General features: G+C 69.4%; 16 protein-coding genes and 1 pseudogene. 10 read left to right on the forward strand and 7 right to left on the reverse strand.

Going from position 1 to position 17610, the window contains the following annotated elements; all coding sequences use genetic code 11:
* The first annotated feature begins 153 nt into the window (after positions 1–153).
* Positions 154–1074, forward strand: coding sequence for a universal stress protein (locus tag D0D37_RS36750; RefSeq protein WP_208720312.1), 921 nt, complete (start codon positions 154–156; stop codon positions 1072–1074).
* Here D0D37_RS36750 and D0D37_RS36755 read toward each other — a convergent pair.
* Positions 1071–1673, reverse strand: coding sequence for an endonuclease (locus D0D37_RS36755; RefSeq protein ID WP_116205190.1), 603 nt, complete (start codon positions 1671–1673; stop codon positions 1071–1073). The two genes, D0D37_RS36750 and D0D37_RS36755, sit on opposite strands and share 4 nt — an antisense overlap.
* The gene (locus D0D37_RS36760) at positions 1600–2142 is read right to left on the reverse strand and encodes an ATP-binding protein (RefSeq protein ID WP_116205191.1); all 543 of its coding nucleotides are present in this window, start codon (positions 2140–2142) and stop codon (positions 1600–1602) included. Before D0D37_RS36760 ends, D0D37_RS36755 begins: the two co-directional genes overlap by 74 nt.
* Positions 2143–2278: 136 nt before the next feature.
* Between D0D37_RS36760 and D0D37_RS36765 the strand changes: the two genes are divergently transcribed.
* Positions 2279–2752 carry a hypothetical protein gene (locus tag D0D37_RS36765; protein ID WP_116205192.1) on the forward strand — a complete coding sequence of 158 codons (474 nt, stop codon included), beginning with the start codon at positions 2279–2281 and terminating at the stop codon, positions 2750–2752.
* A gap of 67 nt (positions 2753–2819) precedes the next feature.
* Here the strand turns inward: D0D37_RS36765 and D0D37_RS36770 are convergent, their stop codons facing one another.
* Positions 2820–5375: a polynucleotide kinase-phosphatase gene (locus D0D37_RS36770; RefSeq protein ID WP_116205193.1), complete on the reverse strand. Its 2556-nt coding sequence runs from the start codon at positions 5373–5375 to the stop codon at positions 2820–2822.
* 82 nt (positions 5376–5457) lie between these two features.
* Positions 5458–6867, reverse strand: coding sequence for a 3' terminal RNA ribose 2'-O-methyltransferase Hen1 (locus D0D37_RS36775; protein WP_116205194.1), 1410 nt, complete (start codon positions 6865–6867; stop codon positions 5458–5460).
* Between the two features lie 169 nt (positions 6868–7036).
* On the opposite strand from D0D37_RS36775, the gene D0D37_RS36780 reads away from it, so the two are divergent.
* The 6 genes and pseudogenes from D0D37_RS36780 to D0D37_RS48240 all read left to right on the forward strand — a co-directional run.
* On the forward strand, positions 7037–7642 hold the full coding sequence (locus tag D0D37_RS36780; RefSeq protein ID WP_116205195.1) for a permease-like cell division protein FtsX: 606 nt from the start codon (positions 7037–7039) through the stop codon (positions 7640–7642).
* Positions 7643–7830: 188 nt separating this feature from the next.
* Positions 7831–8574 carry an IclR family transcriptional regulator gene (locus D0D37_RS36785; protein ID WP_116205196.1) on the forward strand — a complete coding sequence of 248 codons (744 nt, stop codon included), beginning with the start codon at positions 7831–7833 and terminating at the stop codon, positions 8572–8574.
* On the forward strand, positions 8571–9506 hold the full coding sequence (gene hutG, locus D0D37_RS36790; protein WP_116205197.1) for a formimidoylglutamase: 936 nt from the start codon (positions 8571–8573) through the stop codon (positions 9504–9506). Before D0D37_RS36785 ends, hutG begins: the two co-directional genes overlap by 4 nt.
* Position 9507: 1 nt before the next feature.
* Complete coding sequence (locus D0D37_RS36795) at positions 9508–10989, forward strand: ABC transporter substrate-binding protein/permease (RefSeq protein WP_116205198.1); 1482 nt, start codon at positions 9508–9510, stop codon at positions 10987–10989.
* Positions 10989–11720 (forward strand): amino acid ABC transporter ATP-binding protein, encoded by a 732-nt coding sequence (locus D0D37_RS36800; RefSeq protein WP_116205199.1) that lies wholly within the window; start codon positions 10989–10991, stop codon positions 11718–11720. The genes D0D37_RS36795 and D0D37_RS36800 overlap by 1 nt, the downstream gene beginning before the upstream one ends.
* 219 nt (positions 11721–11939) lie before the next feature.
* Positions 11940–12074, forward strand: a pseudogene (locus tag D0D37_RS48240) (alcohol dehydrogenase); the annotation flags it as partial.
* A gap of 282 nt (positions 12075–12356) precedes the next feature.
* Here D0D37_RS48240 and D0D37_RS36810 read toward each other — a convergent pair.
* Both D0D37_RS36810 and D0D37_RS48245 read right to left on the reverse strand, forming a co-directional pair.
* Positions 12357–12926, reverse strand: a complete 570-nt coding sequence (locus D0D37_RS36810) for a YbhB/YbcL family Raf kinase inhibitor-like protein (protein WP_167493622.1) — start codon at positions 12924–12926, stop codon at positions 12357–12359.
* Between the two features lie 386 nt (positions 12927–13312).
* Positions 13313–13660, reverse strand: coding sequence for a hypothetical protein (locus tag D0D37_RS48245; protein WP_244223805.1), 348 nt, complete (start codon positions 13658–13660; stop codon positions 13313–13315).
* Here D0D37_RS48245 and D0D37_RS48250 point away from each other — a divergent pair.
* Both D0D37_RS48250 and D0D37_RS36820 read left to right on the forward strand, forming a co-directional pair.
* Complete coding sequence (locus D0D37_RS48250; RefSeq protein ID WP_244223806.1) at positions 13652–13969, forward strand: hypothetical protein; 318 nt, start codon at positions 13652–13654, stop codon at positions 13967–13969. The two genes, D0D37_RS48245 and D0D37_RS48250, sit on opposite strands and share 9 nt — an antisense overlap.
* Before the next feature lie 128 nt (positions 13970–14097).
* A complete protein-coding gene (locus D0D37_RS36820) occupies positions 14098–15147 on the forward strand; it encodes an FUSC family protein (protein WP_116205200.1) in 1050 nt (349 codons plus the stop codon).
* Positions 15148–15247: 100 nt separating this feature from the next.
* Here D0D37_RS36820 and D0D37_RS36825 read toward each other — a convergent pair whose 3' ends face one another.
* Complete coding sequence (locus D0D37_RS36825) at positions 15248–17518, reverse strand: FdhF/YdeP family oxidoreductase (protein ID WP_167493623.1); 2271 nt, start codon at positions 17516–17518, stop codon at positions 15248–15250.
* Positions 17519–17610 lie beyond the last annotated feature (92 nt).

Below are 17610 nucleotides of genomic sequence, written 5' to 3' on the forward strand. Positions count from 1 at the left end.
CCGCGTCCGGGACCAGGTCCGTTGCCCCCGCCGGAACCGCCCGTCCCTCCCCAGCCGCGCTGAGGCGCTGTTCTCCGCGATCCGGTGCCCGATTGCCGCGCGAGGCGTCCGGGTACTTACCGGAAAACCGCTGCGGGCGAACGGAGGACGGCGATGGACGACGCGAACCAGGCCGAGCCGGGAGTCGTGGTCGGGGACGACGGTTCCGCCGGAGCCCGCCTGGCCGTCGACTGGGCCGCCGCCGAGGCGGAAGCGCTCGGGACGTGCCTGGTCCTCGTGAGGACGATGACGTTGCCGATGCCGAACGTCGACTTCGTGCCCGGCGTGATCACCCCGGTCGCGGGCGAAATCGTGGCCGATCAGTCCGTTGTGGACTATGCGGAGAAGGAATTGGCGGAGGTCGCCGCCGAGGTCGGCCGGAAGCGGCCGGGGCTGCCGGTGCGCACCCGCGTCCGGTTCGGGCGGGCGAGCTGGGAGCTGGCGGACATCGGCCGGGCGGCGGAGCTGATCGTGGTCGGCGCGTCCGGGCGCAGCGGGCTGCCCCGGCTGTTGCTCGGCTCGACGGCGTCGCAGGTGGTGCACACGAGCGCGCGTCCGGTCGTGGTGGTCCGTCCGGCGAAGGAGAAGACCCAGCGGGTCGTCGTCGGGGTGAACGGGTCGCGGGCCAGCGCTGCGGCGATGCGGTACGCGTACGACTTCGCTGATCGCCACGGGTGCGTCCTGCACGCGGTGCACGTGTGGTCGGAACCGCCGGAGGACGTCTTCGGCCCGGCCCGCTCCGGCGGCGAGGGGCAGCAGAGCCCGCAGGACGAGGGCGAACGGCTGCTCGCGGAGTCGCTGACCGGTCTCGGCGAGCTGCATCCGGACGTCGTGGTGCAGCGGGAGGTCGCGCTCGGAAGCGTGGCCGAGGTGCTGCTGGACCACGCGGAAGCGGCGACCCTGCTGGTGGTCGGCGGGCACGGCCGCGGCGCGTTGCGAGGGGCGTTCCTCGGCTCGGTGAGCCATGCGATGGCCTATCACGCGCCGTGCCCGGTCGCGATCGTGCGGGAGGGCGTCGAGGAGCATCCGGGCTAGCGCTGCAAGCCCCGCCGCACCAGCGCCGCCGCCAGCCGGGCCGAATCGTCGCCGGGCACCAGTTTCGCCAGGCGTTTCGGATCGGCGGGCAGCCCGGCTTTCTTCGCGCCGTCCAAGGCTTTGCGGTCGAAGTACGGCCGCAGCCACGGCCAGACCGCTTGGGCTTCCCGGCAGAAGATCTGCGCGCCGGTCGGGCCGATCCGCGGAAACTCGGCGATGAGTTTTTCCAGTCGTCGCGAATCGCCGTCGGCGGCGTCGGCCATGCGGCGCAGGTCGTCGCCGTAACGGTCGCGGAGGAAGTCGGCTCCTTCGCCGAGGTGTTGTGAAGTGCTTTCGTCGTACCGCACGTAGTGGGCCCGGCCGAGTGCGTCGACACGTTGCTGCCACGTGGAATCGCGCATCGCTTGGGGGGAGCGCCAGCCGGACCGCGACAGTTCCCGTGCCGCGGCGACGGCGATATCGGAGCTGATCCGGGTGGAGAGCAGCGTGGTGAGGACCAGCAGCCGGTACAGCGGCTGCGGTTTGTCAGCGAGCTTGATCCCGGCTTCCTCGGCGAAAGTCGTGCCGTGCTCGGCGAGAAGTTCGTCCACTCGGCGCATGAGATCCGGTTTCCCGTTCGGACGGAAGCAAAACGCAGCGCAGCTCGGGGTAGGGCTCCTTGGCGAATTCGACGCACAGCCGCCAGCCGTCCGTGCCGGGCGCGGGTGCGGTCCAGGCGTCGAGCGAATCGGTCAGCGCGCGCAGGATGTGCCAGCCGACCTCGTCCGGTCCGGGCGGGAACTCCGACGACGAAGTCGTGCTGACGGTGACTGTCACGCGGCCGGCGCAGCGGAAGGCGCATTCCAGCACCGCGCCGTCGTCCGCCCGGAGCGCCTGCGCCGTGACCGCCTCGTCCACCGCCAGCCGGAGATCGGCGACCTCGTCGACGCCGAACTCCGCCGAGACGGCGATGTCCTCGGCCACCAGCCTGGCCAGGAACAGCGACTCTCCCTTGGCCGGGAGGCGCAGTTCGACCACTGGCGCGGCCGCGGTGAGCATGCCGGTTCCGTCCGCGTCGCGCTGAACCATGCAGAGGGGGTTACCCGGCGAAGCGGCGGCCCAATCATCGCGGCCCGGATGCCCGGGGGCACCCGAACGGCCCGTTTCCGGCGCCGCACTACGGGTAACCGGGGGACTGGAGCACGGCAGGGAAAGGAGCACCGGCATGAGCACCAACGCATACCTCTCGTTCCTCGCGATCGGGATCGCGCTGGTCCTGGTGGACGGCCAGATCATCTACCGCAGCGGCCGCCGCTACCTCGCGAACGCCTACGGGGACCCCGGAGCCGGCGCGTCGATGACCCGGCTGGTGACCGTGCTGTTCCACCTCGCGACGCTGGGCATCCTGGCCCTGGTTTCGACCGTCGACATCGGCGGGAGCGACCTGCCCGGGGTGGTCGGACGGCTGGGCGTGCTGCTGCTGATCCTGGCGCTGGCGCACGCGGCCACGCTGGCCGCGCTGGCCCGGATCCGCGGGGAGCAGGACGTGGCGGACGCGATCGCCCACCGGGACGAGCGGCGGGCGCGCCGCTCGGAGACGGACCTGCAGGCTCCGACGGTCACGCCGGTGCCCGGCCAGGAGGGACGGCATCCGGATGTGAGCCCGTCGTTGGAGCAGCGTTCGCCGTACACGGCGTAAGCGGCTGGTGACCGGTGCGGTTTCGCGGGGTTCGCGAAACCGCACCGGTCTCTTTGTGCCCGGCCGTCTACAAGCGGGGGTCGACCGGCTCGGATTCCAGTGCGAGCACGGCGAAAACGCACTCGTGGACGCGCCACATCGGCTCGTCGCGGGCGAGCCGGTCCAGCGCTTCGAGCCCGAGGGCGTACTCGCGCAGGGCCAGCGAGCGCTTGTGGCCGAGGCCGCGCTGGCGCAGCCGGGACAGGTGGCGTTCCTCGGTGTAGTCGGGGCCGTAGATGATCCGCAGGTACTCGCGCCCGCGGACCTTCAGCCCCGGCTGCACGAGGCCGCGCGAGCCCCGGACCAGGTTGGCGGCCGGTTTGACCACCATGCCCTCGCCGCCCTGCGCGGTGAGGGCGGTCCACCAGTCGACCGCCGCCGCGACAGAGGCGGGGTCGGTCGTGGTGACCGAGATCCGTCCGGTCGGGGCGAGGAAGCCGTCGCTGCTCTCGACGAGCCGGTCGGCCAGCGCCAGGTGCCAGTCGTGGCTTTGCTTGTGCTGCGCCCTCCCAGCGGACGCCAGCACCTGGAAGGGCGCGAAGCGCACGCCGTCGAGACCGTCGGTCGGCCAGCAATAGCGTCGGTACGACTCGGCGAACGCGTCCGCGTTGGCTGCGCGGGAATTCGTGCGCTCCAGCAATGCCGACACGTCGAGGCCGGATGCTTCAGCGGCGGCCAGCGCGCTCGCGGCAGCCGGAAGCGCCGACCGGGCGGCAGCGCCGACAGCCGCGTACTGCTCGCGCAGCAACTGCTCGGCTTTGACGCTCCACGGCAGCAGTTCGCCGTCGAGAAGCAACCAGTCTGAGCCGAGTTCGTCGAACAGCCCGGCCTTTTCGGCAGCCGCGCGGATCCGGTCGACCGCTTCGGCGGTCAGCGTTTCGGTGAAGAAATGCCGTCCCGTGCGCGTCCACACCGCGCCGAGCGCGTCGCCGGGCGCGCCGAAGCGGGCGCGGGCCGCGTCGAGCGAGCGGCACACGAGCGCGACCGCTCGCGAACCCATGTGCTTTTCCTCGCACACCACGGAATCCACGCCCTCCGCGCGGAAGTACTCGAACGCTTGGCCCGGGTGCTCCAGCAGCCCGTCGGCCGTCGCGGTGGCGACCGGGGACATCGTCGGCGGCAGGTAGACCAGCCAGCGCGGGTCGATCGCGAACCGCGACATCACCTCCAGCGCCGCGGCCGCGTTCTCCTCGCGGACGCCGATCCGCTTCTGATAGGCGGTTTCGATCACGCGGCGGCCCAGGACGTCGGTGACGTCCAGAACTCCCGGGTCGCGGTGCGCGACCGGCTCCGCGGCCGCCGGGTTGGCGGGAAACGGTTTGGCCGGCTCGTAATAGACCTCGGCCGCCGGGACGGAGACGATCTCCTTTTCCGGATACCGCAACGCCGTGAGCGTCCCGCCGAACACGCAGCCGGTGTCCAGGCAGAGGGTGTTGTTGACCCATTCCGGCGAGGGCACCGGGGTGTGGCCGTAGACGACCATCGCGCGGCCCCGGTACTCGTTGGCCCACGGATAGCGCACCGGCAGGCCGAATTCGTCGGTCTCACCGGTGCTCTGCCCGTACATGCAGAAGCTCCGCACGCGTCCGGACGCGCGGCCCTGGAAGCGTTCGGTGATTCCCGCGTGCGCGACGACCAGCTTTCCGCCGTCCAGGACGTAGTGGCTGATCAGGCTGTCCATGAAGTCGTGCGCCTCGGCCCGGAATTCGGCCGTTTCGGCGGCGAGCTGCTCCAGCGACTCCGCGAGGCCGTGCGTGACTTGCACATTCCGGCCGCGCAGCGCACGCAGCAGCTTGTGCTCGTGGTTTCCGGTGACACAGAAGGCATTTCCGGCGCGCACCATGCCCATCACGAGCCGCAGCACACCCGGCGTGTCCGGGCCGCGGTCGACGAGATCGCCGACGAACACCGCCCGCCGCTCCGGATGCTGCGCCCCGATCGCGCGTCCCTCGTCGTCGCGCTCGATGGCGTAACCGAGTTCGGTGAGCAGCGTTTCGAGTTCGGCGCGGCAGCCGTGGATATCGCCGACGATGTCGAACGGCCCCGTTTCGTGCCGCAAGTCGTTGTACAGCGGGACGCGCGTGATCGTCGCTTCGGCGACCTCCTCCGGGGTGCGCAGGACGTGCACCGTTCGGAAGCCCTCCTTCTGCAGGCTGCGCAACCCGCGACGCAGCTGATCGCGCTGCCGCCGGATCACCTGCGCGCCGAAAGTCCGGTCGGCGCGGCTTTCGTTGCGCGCGGCGCAGAGGGATTCCGGCAGGTCCAGCACGATCGCCACCGGGAGCACGTCGTGCTCCTTGGCCAGCGCGGCCAGCGACTTGCGCGCGTCGGGCTGCACGTTGGTCGCGTCGATCACAGTCAGCCGTCCGGCGGCCAGCCTCTTGCCGACGATGTAGTTCAGGACGTCGAACGCGTCCTTGGTCGCCGACTGGTCGTTCTCGTCGTCGGACACCAGGCCGCGGCAGAAGTCCGACGAGATCACCTCGGTCGGCTTGAACTGCGCGCGGCCGAACGTCGATTTGCCCGACCCGCTCGCGCCGACCAGCACGACGAGGCACAGATCCGGGATTTCAAGCGTGCTCATGCCGCCGCCTCAGAAAGGAGTTTCACGCTGGTCAATCGGGAGTCGTCGGCATGATTGCCGATGATTCGCTCGCAAGCTGCGCTCATGCCGCACCGCCTTTCGTGAACAGGGCCAACTGGGTCGCCGGGCCGACTTCGGGGTCGTCTGAGCCGACGGGCAGCATCCGCACGCCGTAGCCGTAGCTGTCCGCGACCCGGTCCGCCCACGCGCGGAACTCGGCGCGGGTCCACTCGAAACGGTGGTCCCGGTGCCGCAGCTTGCCCGCGGGCAGCGACTCGAACCGCACGTTGTACTCGCGGTTGGGCGTGGTCACGACGACCGCGCGCGGGCTGGCGAACTTGAACACCGTGCGCTCCAGCGCTTCGAGCCGCGGCGGATCGACGTGCTCGACGACCTCCATCAGCACCGCCGCGTCGAGGCCGGCGAGGCGGTCGTCGCGGTAGGTGAGCGAGGACTGCAGCAGCTCCAGCCTGGCTCGCTCCATTTCGGACATCCGCTCCAGCCGCAGCTTCCGCGCCGCGACCTGCAGCGCTCGAGCCGACACGTCCGCGGCCACGATCCGCTCCACCGACCGCTCGGCCAGCAGGTCGCGCACCAGCGCACCCTCGCCGCAGCCGAAGTCGCCGACCGAACGGGCGCCCAGCGACCGCAGCACCGCCATGATCGTGCCGCGCCGCTGCTCGGCCAACGGCACCGGACGGTCCGGCGCCTCCAGGACGGCAGGTGCGGCGAGCGCGTTGTCGATCTCCTCGGGCTCCGAATCGTCCACTTCGGCCAGCCGGGTCAGCGCGGCGGTCGTCAAGGACCGTCGATGCGCGAGGTAGCGGCGGGTGATGAGCTCCTTTTCCGGATGCGCGGCAAGCCAGTCGCCGCCGGCCCGCACGAGCTTGTCGATCTCGTCTTCGCTGACCCAGTAGTGCTTCGCGTTGTCGAGGACGGGCAGGAGCACGTAGACGTGATTGAGGGCGTCGGCCAGCCGGATCTCGCCGGTGAGCCGCAGGTCGACATAGCGCGAATCGCCCCACTGCGGAACCTGCGGGTCCAGCGGAAGCGCCGTCGCCTCGACCGTCCAGCCGAGCGGCTCGAACATCCGGCGCACCAGTTCGGCGCCGCCCGGGCAAGCGGGCACCCGGATGTCGAGCGGGAGCGCACGGGCCGCCAGCTCCGGATGCGACTTGCACCGGCCGGCGAGCGCGGTGCGGAAGACTTCCTTCAACGCCACCGAAAGCAGGCTCGACGCGGCGTAGGGGCGGTCGTTCACGTACTGGCCCAGGGTGAACCCGTCGCCGGAGCCCGCCTTGCCGCGCACCAGGGCCACTGGGTCGACCTCGAGCATCAGGGCAGCGGTGCAGCGCTCGTCGGACGCCTCGGGGTAGAAGACGTGCGCTTGCCCGGCGGAAAGCTCGAACGACTGCACCCGGCTTGGGTGCTTGTGCAGCAGGAACCCCAGGTCGGAGGCGGGCTGGTGGGTGGTGGTGACTGTCAGGAACACGAGAGGAGAGTATTCCGTACGGCATTTGTCCGTGTCGCGGGAGTTTCAGTCCTCAATGCCACAGAGGGCGCGAGATGTGCCGAACGCCGCATTGACGCATTTCTCCGTAACGGCGGTGTCCCCGTGCCCGATCATCAGGGAACCGCGAACCGTGCCCTAAGGAAACGTCATGAACACCCGGGATTCCGGTGTAGAGAATGAGCCCGAGAGACCGGAGACGGCGGCCCCGCCATCGGCCGCGACATCGCACCGGCCGCGCCAGGCCCGCCGATACCGGCTGGCGACGGCAGCCGTCGTGCTCCTGACCGTCGCCGTACTGGGCGGTTCGGGCTGGTGGCTGTTCTACGGACGCGCCGTGGACGGGTATGCGTTGCCGGACGGTGCGATACCGCTCGTCAACCATGAGGTCTGCGCCGGCACTGTGACCGTCACGCTCAAAACCGACGCCGAGATGGCGGCCGTCGCCCGGGCGTTGCGCGGCGATCCCCGGGTCCTGCGGTCCTACACCGAGACTCGGCAGGAGGCATACGCGAGGTTCCGGAGGATCTTCGCGAACCAGCCGGACCTGCTGAAGACGACGGGGGCGGACGCCATGCCCGCCTCGGTCATCGTGGTGCCGAAGGACCAGACCGCCATCGCGGGCATCGCCGGCCAGCTCCGCGTCCAGTTCCCCGCGGCGCGGAAGGTCAGCGACGACAACGAGTTCCGCAGCAGGTTCACCGGGCCGGGCTACCGGGATCCGAACTGCCTGCCCAACGGCGAGCACTCCCGCTGACCACGAGTCCCCGGACCGAACGGCCAGTTCGCTGAGAGGTGCGTCCCGGCCGGTCGACGTCGAACGTGCCCGGCAGTGGGTGCGTCGGCCCGCTCCGCTCCGCGCACAGCCAATCACCGGGAATAAAGTTCCCATTAACTGGGAATACCCGCTAGGAACCCGCCCGGCCGCGACGTAGCGTGCGCGCCATGACAAGCGCGGATGCCAACCGGAGGGCCGGGACCAGAGCGGCGCGGATCCTGGCGGTGTTCGCCGAGCGGGAGAGCGCCACGGCGGAGGAGATCTCCGTCGGCACCGGCATTCCGTCCAGCGCCGTTTACCGGTACCTGACCACGTTTGTCGAGATCGGCCTCGTGCACCAGGCGCGCACTCGCGGTCGCTACTGCGCGGGGTCGCTGACGGTCCAGATGGCCGAGAACTACCGCCGCGAAGCGCTCGGCCAGGGTGGCGTCAAGCGGCGGCTGCGGCAGCTCGCGGCCGACACCGACGAACTCGCCGCGTTCCTCATCGCTCGTGACAACGACGTGCTCTGCGTCGAAGCGGCCGAGGGGACCCGCGTGATCCGGTGCAGTTTCTCGCCGGGGCTGAGCAAGCCGCTCGTCTTCGGGGCGAGCGCGCAGGCCTTGCTGGCGTATCTGCCGGAGGACCGGGTCGCGGCGACCGCCGAGGCACACGGGCTGAGCGGCGAGCAGGTCGGGAAGCTGGAGAGCGAGCTGCGCCGCGTGCGCGACCAGGGCTTCGCGGAGAGCGTCGGCCAGGTCGACCCCGGGGTGTGGGGCGTGAGCGTGCCGGTGCTGGACCGGCACCGGAACCTCGTCGGCACGGTGAGCACGATGGCCCCGGATTTCCGCGTGCGCCCGCGCCGCGATTCCCTCGTCACGCTCACTCATGCCGCCGCGCAGGACATCAGCCGATTGCAGGAGCACGTGTGAGCACCACCAAGTGGACGGGGCGCGAGGACGGCAGCGGGCCGGACCATCGCCGTTGGCACCACGCCGTCAACGAATTCTCCAGCGCCCCAGGCGTTTCGCTGCTCGGGTTCGCCAGCGACGCGGGGGTCCGGCGCAACGGCGGACGGCCGGGAGCGCAGGCGGGGCCCGAAGCGATCCGCAAAGCATTGGCGTCGTTCGCGATCCAGCCTGAGTTCGTAATCAGCGACGCGGGGGACGTAGTCGTGGAAGGCGACGAACTGGAAGCGGGACAGGAAAACCTCGGCGAACTGGTCGCGAAGCAGCTCAACGACGGGCACCTCCCGCTCGTGCTCGGCGGCGGCCACGAAACGGCGTACGGCTCTTACCTCGGCCTCGCCCGCAGCGGCCTGCTCGACGGCAAACGCCTCGGCATCCTCAACCTCGACGCGCACTTCGACCTGCGGACCGCCGACCGCGCGTCCTCGGGCACGCCGTTCCGGCAGATCGCCGCCCGGGAAGCCGAACGCGGCGCGGAATTCACCTACGCCGTCGTCGGAATCAGCGAGCCCGGCAACACCACCGCACTGTTCGAGACGGCTGCCGAACTGAACGTCCGCCACCTCCTGGACCTCGACTGCCAGGAACGGCATCTCGAAAGAGTTCTCGACTTCGTCCGGGCCTTCGTCGCGGACGTCGACGCGCTGTACCTGTCGATCGATCTCGACGTGATCCCCGCCGCGCAGGCGCCCGGGGTCAGCGCTCCTTCGACCCTCGGCGTACCCGCCGCGGTCGTCCTCGAGGTGTGCCGGCTGGTCGCGAGAGACCCGAAGCTCGCCCTCGCCGACATCACCGAACTGAACCCCGTCTACGACGTCGACACCCGCACAGCCCGGATCGCGGCCCGCCTCGCGCACACGCTCGTGACGAGCCGTCCGGTCCCGGAAGGACACTGAAATGCCCCTTCAGCGAATCTGGCCGCGGCTCGGCGCCGTGCTGCTGGCCTGCCTGCTCGCGTTCCCGCCGACGAGCGTGGCGAGCGCGGCCGAACAACAGGGCGGAAAGCTCGCCGCGCTGCGGTCCGGGCAGATCTCGCTCCGGGTCGGCACCGACGCCACGTTCCCGCCGTTCGAGTTCACCGACGCCAAGGGCGGCCAGCTCGGCTTCGACATCGACCTGGTCCGGGCACTCGCGCAGCGGGCGGGCATCAAGAAGGTCGACTTCGTCCAGATGCCGTTCGGCAACATCGTCCCGGCGCTGCAGGCGAACCAGATCGACGTCGGCGCGTCGGCGATCTACATGAGCCCCGCGCGGGAGAAAGCCGTCGACTTCTCGGACATCTACTACCCGGGCGGCCTGGCGGTTTTCGTCAGCGACAAGGACAACTCCGTCACCTCGCTCAAGGATCTCGCCGGCAAGCGGGTCGCGGTCCAGGTAGGCACGAAGTCGGTCGACTGGCTCACCCAGCACCAGCCCGCCGCGCAGCTGATCACGGCGCAGACCAACGAGCAGATGTTCTCGTCGGTCAAGCTGGGACAGGCGGACGCCGTCGTGACCGGGGCTCCGGCCGGGAAGTACTTCATCGCGCAGCAGGGCGGTCTGAAGCAGGTTGGTGACCGGCTGACCGAGGAGAACTACGGCTACGCCTTCCAGAAGGCCGACACCGAGCTGCGGACCGCGTTCAACACCTCGCTCAAGCAGATGCGCGACGACGGTTCGTACAAGCAGGCCACCGAAAAGTGGTTCGGCGCGGAGAGCACCGCGGCGAAGTCGGGCGGGCACTCGCTGTTCAACTTCTCCACCATCGTCGATTCCTCGGGACAGCTCTGGCAGGGCCTGCTGGTCAGCCTCCAGGTCATCCTGCTCGCACTGGCGCTGAGCCTGCTGCTCGGCACGCTCGGCGGATTCGCCAAGCTCAGCAAGGTCGCGCCGGTCAGGTGGATCGGCAACGTCTACGTGTCGGTGATCCGCGGCACGCCGTTCGTGGTGCAGCTGTTCTTCATCTACTTCGGACTGCCGCAGCTCGGCGTGCAACTTCCGCCCATGACAGCGGGAATCATCTCGCTCGGGCTCTACAGCGGTTCGTACGTGACCGAGATCTTCCGCGGCGCAGTGCAATCGATCGACCGCGGACAGCTGGAAGCAGCGCGGTCCTGCGGCATGTCGCAGGTGTCGGCGATGCGGCATGTGATCATCCCGCAGGCGTTCCTGCGGATGCTTCCGCCGCTGGGCAACGAATTCGTGTCGCTGACGAAGAACTCGGCGCTGGTGTCCTTCGTGACCATTCACGAGCTGTTCCTGGTGGGGCAGACCATCATCTCGCGCACCTTCGACGCGCTCACCGTGTACCTGTTCATCGGCCTGCTGTATTACCTGCTCACCAACCTGATCAGCGGCACGACGCGCACCCTTGAGAAGAAGATGGCGGTGTACATCTGATGGCACTACTGGAAGTCCACGGCCTGACCAAGTCCTATGGCGACGTGAAGGTTCTCGACGGGATCGATTTCGCGATCGAGCCCGGCCAGGTGGTCGCGGTGATCGGGCCGAGCGGCGGCGGGAAGTCCACCTTCCTGCGCTGCCTCAACCTGCTGGAGACCCCGACGTCGGGCAGCGTGTCGTTCGACGGCGAGGAGTTGACCGGCCGCGGCGTCGACCTCGACCGGCTGCGGTCGCGGATGGGCATGGTGTTCCAGCACTTTAACCTGTTCCCGAACATGACCGCGCTGCGCAATGTCGTGCTGCCGCAGATGAATGTGCTCAAGCGGAGCAAGGAAGAGGCCGAGGCGAAGGCGCGCGCCCTGCTGGAGCGCGTCGGCATGCTCGAACGCGCTGGTGCGTATCCGAACCGGCTGTCCGGCGGGCAGAAGCAGCGCGTCGCGATCGTCCGTGCCGCTGCGATGGACCCGAAGCTGATGCTGTTCGACGAGCCGACGTCGGCGCTGGACCCCGAGGTGGTGCAGGACGTCCTCGACATCATGTCCGAGCTGGCCAAGGACGGCATGACGATGCTCGTGGTCACGCACGAGATGGGGTTCGCGCGGAAGGTCGCCGACCGCGTGGTGTTTGTGGACGGCGGGAAGATCGCCGCTGACCTGCCGCCAGCGGAGTTCTTCTCCGACAGCAACGAGAACCCGCGTGCGCAAGCGTTTCTCGAGAAGGTGCTGTAGGGGGTCGTGAGTGGCGATGCCGGTTCTAACCGGCACCGCCACTCACGAGTCTTGACGCGCGCGGATCCGCCGGTGCCAGCACGTTGCTCGCGATCGATCCGGTGCCGAGCAAGCGGGAGCTGGCGCGTTCGCTGGGCGCCACGGTGCTGACCGGTGCCGTCGCCGGAGATCCGCGAGCGGACCGGCAGCGGGGTGGATTACGCCGTCGACACCACCGGCGTGGTCGCCGCGCTGAGCCTGGCGTACGAGGCGGCCCGGTCGGGCGGGACGACGGTCACCGTGGGCCTGCCGGATCCGTCCGCCGGGTTGACCTTGCCCGCGCAAAGCCTGGTGGCGGAAGTGAAAACCCTGCGGGGCAGCTACCTGGGCTCGTGCGTGCCGCGGCGGGATGTACCCCGGTTCATCGCGTTGTACCAGGCTGGGCTGCTGCCGGTGGAGGCGTTGCTGACGCATTCGATCGCACTGGAGGAGATCAACACGGGTTTCCCCCGGCTGCGGGACGGGGCGCGGTTCGTCAGGTCATTACCTTCTGAAACCGCGCTCCCGGCTACGACTCGCCCGCGCCGCGAGAGGTCGCGATGGAGCAACACTGCCGGGCGGTCAGGTGATCACCTTCTGAAACCGCGCCCGGCCCGGCTACGAGTTGCCGCGCAACGAAGCGGTCGCGATGGTGGCCGCATCGATGGCGGTCTCGGCGGTCTGTGTAGACGAGTTGGAGTCAAGCTCGGTGAGCGACTCCTTGTTCAGCGCGTGGACCGCCCACTCGTACGTGTGGTTCGTCGTGCACGGCCCTTGGTATCCGAAGAAGTTCGCGCTGCCGCGGTAGTAGGCCTGCCGTGACCCGGCAGGGACCGTCGGCTGATATGCGTGGTCGACGTTCTGCGGCAGCCCGGCCGTGGCGGCTGGGATGTCATAGATGACCCAGTGGATGATGCCGTTGTCGAGGTCGTGCATGACGATCGCGTAGCTCTTGGCCTGTTCCGGCGCTCCGGACCAGGCCAGCGGCGGCGACTCGTCCTTCTTTTCGGGGTCGCCGTCGCCGCTGCTGGCGCAGTCGTGGACCTTGGGGATCATCCCGCCGTCGGTGAAGGCGGTGCTGGTGAGGGCGAAGGCGTCGCGTCTCGGGTTCGCCGACGCGGCGGCGGGGCTGAAACTCGCGGCGCAGAGGACGAGCAGGGCGAAGAGAGCGATTCTGGTGCGTCTCACTGGAGGCTCCCGAGGCTGCTGGTGGTCTCTTGTCCTTTCGTGGGGAGAGTGTGCGCCGGAATCGGCGAGGACCGTCGCGCCAGCGGCAGTGAGTACCACGTTTCCCGCCAAGAATGACATCCGGCGCGGCAGCAGGGTGCGGAGGTGAGCGAAACCCGGGGGCGGCTCGGCAATCAGGATTTGGCCGGGGTGGTGCGCGCGGCGTTCGGTACCCGCAGGCTGATCTCGGTGGAACGGCGGCGGCTCGAAGAAAGGCGTCTACCGGCTGCCCCTGGACGACCGCACGACCAGCATCGCCTACGTGCGGAACGCCGACGAGGACTACTGGCCAGCGGTGTCGCCTGAACACGACGATCCGTTCGGACACAGCACGGGCTTCGGATTGTTCAAGGCCGCGCGCGCCGCATTGTCCCGAGATCGTCGGTGACGTCGCTGTGGTGGAAGACGTGCAGGGCGGCACGCTGGAAACCCTCGTGGACCGGCAGCGCGTGCTGGCCCGTCTCGGCGAAACTGTCCAGACCCTGCACCGCACTCGGCGCGATCGATACGGACGCCCAGGCACCGATCGGCTCGACGATCCGGTCGAAGACGTCGTGCTGCATCGCGCCCACGACCACCTCGCCCAAGCCGCCGCTCGTGTAACGGAGATCGCGGCTGCCGAACATCGCCTCGCCGATCTGCTTGGCGAACGGCACGCCGCCGTGGAGCCGCGTGCCTAGTACGGGTTGATCCACGGCGAACTGGGCCCGGACCATGTGCTCGTCGACGAGCACGACCGGCCGGTGCTCATCGACATCGAGGGCGCGATGTTCTTCGACATCGAATGGGAACACGTTTTCCTGGAATTGCGCTTAGGCGACGATTACCGCCATTTCCGCAATTCCGGTCTGGACGGCGACCGGATGCAGCTCTATCGTCTGGCGATGTATTTGTCGCTGGTCGCGGGCCCGTTGCGCTTGCTCGACGGCGACTTCCCGCACCGGGCGGCGACGCTGGACATCGTGGAGCAGAACGTCGCCCGCACGCTCGGGCAGCTCGGCTGATTGGCGCCCGGAGCAGACTTCGTTGTGGAGCCCCACAATCTGGCCGGTTGCTGCCGTGCGCGCGGGTATCGTGGGACGACCGGCGGATCCCGGGAGCGCAACGTCAGCACAACCAAGCGGAGGACAGGGTGCCGGTGGCGACCTCGGCCGCAGCCGCGCGCTCGTTCGACGGCGGCGAATGGTGGCATGCCGGCCGGGTCGCGGCCGGGCTGCTGATTCCGGGGCTGGCGCTGCTCGCGGCGGGCCGTCCGGACTTGATCATTTTCGCCGCGTTCGGTTCGTTCGCCGGAATGTACGGCCGCGCCGAGACGCGCGCGCTCCGCTTCCGGCACCAGCTCCAGGCGGGCGCGGTGCTGCTGAGCGGCGTCTCGCTGGGGGTCCTGCTTTCGGCGTGCCACGCGCCGCCGTGGTTGCTGGTGGTCACCGAAGCCGCGTTCTCGTTCGGCTGTGCGCTGGTGACGAATCGGCTGGAGTTGAGCCCGCGCGGGCCTTTCTTCGGCATTTTCGCGCTCGGCGCGATCGCGTTGGTGCCTGCCGGGCGGATCGAACCGTGGGCCGGGATCGCCTTGTGCACGGGCACGATTGCCGGATGTGTCCTCATTGGACTGACCGGACCGGAACGCTCAGCCACCCCGGGAACGCCGGGGTGCGCACCGGATTGCGGTGCCAGGTGCGCCGTTGTGCACGCCGCCCGGTACGCCTTGGCGATCGCCGCCGCCGGTGCGGTCGGACTGCTGCTCGGGGTGGATCACGCGAACTGGGCAATGGCCTCGGCGGCAGTGCCGCTGGCGGCGGCCGACCCGCGCAGCCGGTTGCATCCGGGGCTGCGCAGCGTGCTGGACCGCAGTGCGCACCGGGTCCTCGGGACATTGGCCGGGCTGGTCGTCACGGCCTTGCTGCTGTTGCCGGGGTTCGGGGCCGCGCCGCTGGCGTTGGCGGTGATCGTGCTGCTGTTCCCGACGGAGTTGTTCATGTCCCGTCACTACGGGATCGCGCTGGGGTTCTTCACGCCGCTGATCCTGGTGATGACGGAGCTGGCCGCACCCGCCGCTCCGGCGACACTGCTGACGGCGCGGGTGGCGGACACTCTGGTCGGTGTCGCGGCGGGCATCGGGGCGGCGGTGCTGGTGCGCGCCCCGTGCCGGGCCGCTAGTCCTACGCGGAGCGTTCGACAATGACGTTCGGGTGCTTCTGATCCCTCGTAATGACCCAGCGGCGCGGCTGCCCGACACGCGGGGGGCGGCAGTGCCAGCCCCCCCCCGTGCCGGGCCGCAGGCCTTACGCGGAGCGTTCGACGGTGACCTTGAGGTGCTTCATCAACGGCTGATCGCTCTGCGTGCTGTAGTCGCCGATCGCGCACAGCACGTTCATCTCCGGCATGTACCCCGCCGCGCAACCCCGCGGGATGTCGTACGGAATCGCCCGGTAGCGCTGCACCGAACGCGTAGTGCCGTCCTTCGCGGTGGCGGTGATGTCGACCTCGTCGAACTCGCTCAGGCCGCGGTCGCGCATGTCGTCGGCGTTCAGGAACACCAGCGTGCGGAGGTTCTTGATGCCGCGGTAACGGTCGTCGTCCGAATAGATCGTCGTGTTCCACTGGTCGTGCGAGCGCATCGTGCCCAGCGCGAGCGTGCCGGCGGCGGGGACGACGTCCGGCAGGTCCGCGGTCGAGAACTCGGCGCGCTCGGACGGCGTGCGGAAGACCCGTTCCCGCGCGGCCTGGCGGATGCGGAAGCCCAGCGGCGCCCGGACGCGGGTGTTGAAGTCCTCGAAACCGTCCAGCACACGCGCCATCGTGTCGCGGATCCGGTCGTAGTCGCCGACGTAGTCCGCCCACGGCGTCGCGCTCTCCGGCAGCGTCGCGCTCGCCATCCCGGCGATGATCGCGGGCTCCGACAGCAGGTGCGGCGAGGCGGGCTTCTTCATGCCGGTGGACAGGTGGACCATGCTCATCGCGTCCTCGACCGACGTCGATTGCAGCCCGGCGGTCTGGAAGTCCTTTTCGGTCCGGCCGAGGCAGGGCAGGATCAGCGCCTGTTTGCCGTGTTCGAGGTGGCTGCGGTTGAGTTTGGTGCTGACCTGCACGGTCAGCTCGCACTTGCGCAACGCCGCGACGGTGTAGGGGGTGTCGGGCGCGGCGAGGGCGAAGTTGCCGCCCATGCCGACGAACACGCGCACGTCGCCGCGGTGCATCGCCTCGATCGTGCCGACCGTGTCGAGCCCGTGGTGGCGCGGCGGGTCGATGCCGCAGACCTCGGCGAGCTTGTCGAGGAACTCCGGGGCCGGGCGGTGGTCGATGCCGCAGGTGCGGTTGCCCTGCACGTTGCTGTGCCCGCGCACCGGCGACCGCCCGGTCCCGGGGCGGCCGATGTTTCCGCGCAGCAGCAACAGGTTCACGATCTCGCGGACGGTGTCGACGCCGTGCTCGTGCTGCGTCACGCCGAGGCACCAGCTGATGACCGACCGCTCGGCGTCGCGGTAGATCTTCGCCGCCGAGCGAATTTCGGACTCCGTCAGGCCGGACTGCCGCTCCAGCTCCGCCCAGGACGTGGTTTCGCAGACGACGCGGTATTTCTCGACGCCGGTGGTGTAGGTGTCGAGGAAGTCCGAGTTGATCGCCGCAGGATCGGTCTCTGCCATCTCAAACAGGGCTTTTGCCATTCCTCGGATGAGCGCGAGGTCGCCGCCGATGCGCGGCTGCAGGTTGAGCGTGGACGTCGGGGTCGCCTGGAAGGTCGCCATCCGGACGAAGTCGTGCGGGATGATCGTGCGCGTGGCCCCGGCCTCGACCAGCGGGTTGATGTGCACGACCTGTGCGCCGCGGCGGTGCGCTTCGGCGAGCGCGGTGAGCATCCGGGGCGCGTTCGACGCCGCGTTGACGCCCATGATGAACAGCGCGTCGGCGGCTTCCCAGTCGTGGATGTCCGCGGTGCCCTTGCCGGTGCCGATGGCGGCCTGCAGCGCGCGGCCGCTGGCCTCGTGGCACATGTTCGAGCAGTCCGGCAGGTTGTTCGTGCCGAACTCGCGTGCCCAGAGCTGGTACAGGAACGTCGCCTCGTTGCCCAGGCGACCGGACGTGTAGAACGCCGCCTGGTCGGGGGAGTCGAGGCCGCGCAGCGTGGATCCGACCAGCTCGAACGCCTTGTCCCACGAGATCGGCACGTACCGGTCGGTCTTCTCGTCGTAGCGCAGCGGCTCGGTGAGCCTGCCCTGCGCCTCCAGCGCGGTGTCGCTCCAGCCGTCCAATTCGGACACGGTGTGCGCGGCGAAGAATTCCGCGCCGACGCGTTTTCGCGTCATCTCCCACGTGACGTGCTTGATCCCGTTTTCGCAAATGTCGAGATGCAGGCCCTTGGTGTCGTCCGGCCACGCGCAGCCCGGGCAGTCGAACCCGCCGTTCTCGTGGTTCATCTTGACGATCGCGCGCGGACCGGCGACAAGCTCCCGTTCCCGGACGAGGAACTGCGTCACGCTTTTCGCCGCGCCCCAGCCCGCGGCCGGATGGTGGTAAGGCTTGAACTCCGGCTGGTCCTCGCGCTGCTCGTCCACCGTCACCCTCTCGCCCGGAACTGTGCTTCCCTTCTGATTCAAGCACGACCGCCCGCGCCGGGCATCCGGGAGGGGAATGCGAACCGGCCTAT

The organism is Amycolatopsis circi, from assembly GCF_003385235.1.
Classification (GTDB): domain Bacteria; phylum Actinomycetota; class Actinomycetes; order Mycobacteriales; family Pseudonocardiaceae; genus Amycolatopsis; species Amycolatopsis circi.